Source organism: Micromonospora sp. NPDC047707, from assembly GCF_040704235.1.
Lineage (GTDB): Bacteria > Actinomycetota > Actinomycetes > Mycobacteriales > Micromonosporaceae > Micromonospora.
The window spans coordinates 1-1,382 of sequence record NZ_JBEYSU010000149.1; the positions used below are offsets into that span (position 1 = coordinate 1).

1 protein-coding gene is annotated in these 1,382 nt (G+C 67.4%); it reads left to right on the forward strand.

All coding sequences use genetic code 11. The features are described 5' to 3' along the window. Positions 1-74: 74 nt before the first annotated feature. Entirely contained in the window at positions 75-1,349 is a 1,275-nt protein-coding gene (locus AB0873_RS32535; protein ID WP_366604635.1) for an IS110 family transposase, read from the forward strand. Positions 1,350-1,382 lie beyond the last annotated feature (33 nt).

Consider the following 1,382-nt stretch of genomic DNA (forward strand, 5'->3'; position numbering starts at 1 on the left):
CGGGACTGTCTCGCTAACGGCACCTCTCTGTGTCAAGGCGTTGGCAGCAGAGAGGTCTCCAACTTGTTGGATTGGTGGCGGAGATCAGGGTCTGCAGCCATGATCTCCGAGGTTGTGGTCGGGGTCGCTCGGGAAACACCTGCCGCCCACGGGCTGGGCCCCTAACGGCCTGCGCCCCGGCCATAACCGCCGGCGGGAGTGGCTCGAGAGAGGTCTGTTCAGCCCGAAGTTGGTCTGCCCTCCTCGCCGGACTCCCCTATCCGGTCCCGCAAGGAGAAGCCCGTGCCCCTGCCCCCACCCTCGCAGGGTCTGCTCCGGTCGTCATCGCGATCGATCCCCATAAGGCGTCCTGGACCGCCGTCGCGGTCGACAACCGGCTTCAGCCCCTCGCCGCGATCCGCGTCGAGGTCAACCGCGAGGGCTACCGGCAACTGCGTCGCTTCGCCGGCCGCTGGCCGCACGCGACCTGGGCGGTCGAAGGCGCAGCTGGCCTCGGCGCCGCGCTAACCGCTCGTTTGAGCGCCGATGAGATCGACGTGGTCGACGTGCCCGCGAAGCTGGCCCGCCGCGTGCGGCTGCTGTCAACCGGGCACGGTCGCAAAACCGACCAGGCCGACGCCCTATCGGTCGGCATCGCCGCTCATACCGCCACCCGACTCAACACCGCAGTCGTCGACGAGGCGATCGCCGCTCTGCGATGCCTCACCGACCACCGCGACGACCTGGTTCGCACTCGAACCCAGACCATTAACCGGCTGCATTCGCTGCTCGCTCAGCTCATTCCTGCCGGCCTGCCCCGCGGACTGACCGCCGACACCGCAGCCGCCGCGCTGCGCAGCATCCGCCCGCGAGCGGTGCTGGCCCGCACCGTGCGCCAAGTGGCCGTGGAACTGCTCGGGGAACTGCGCCGCCTCGACCGGCGTATCACCGAGGTAACCGCAACGATGTCTGCCGCGGTCGCGGCGTCCGGCACCACGCTGACCGATCTGCACGGCATCGGCGACGTCCTCGCCGCGAAGATCCTGGCTCGCTCCGGCGCTGCCCACAGGTTCCGGTCGGAGTCTGCGTTCGCCTCGTACTGCGGTGTCGCGCCGATAGAGGTGTCGTCCGGTGACATCCAACGGCATCGCCTATCGCGCGCTGGCGACCGGCAGCTCAACTATGCACTGCATGTCATGGCCATGGCACAGATCAAACAAGCGACCCCTGGCCGGGACTACTACCAGCGCAAACGAGCCGCGGGTAAGACCCACAAAGAATCTATGCGCTGCCTGAAACGCCGCCTAACGGACGTTGTCTACCGGACCATGATCCACGACACGGAGACCTCTCTGCTGCAAACGCCTTGACACAGAGAGGTGCCGTTAGCGAGATAGTCCCGG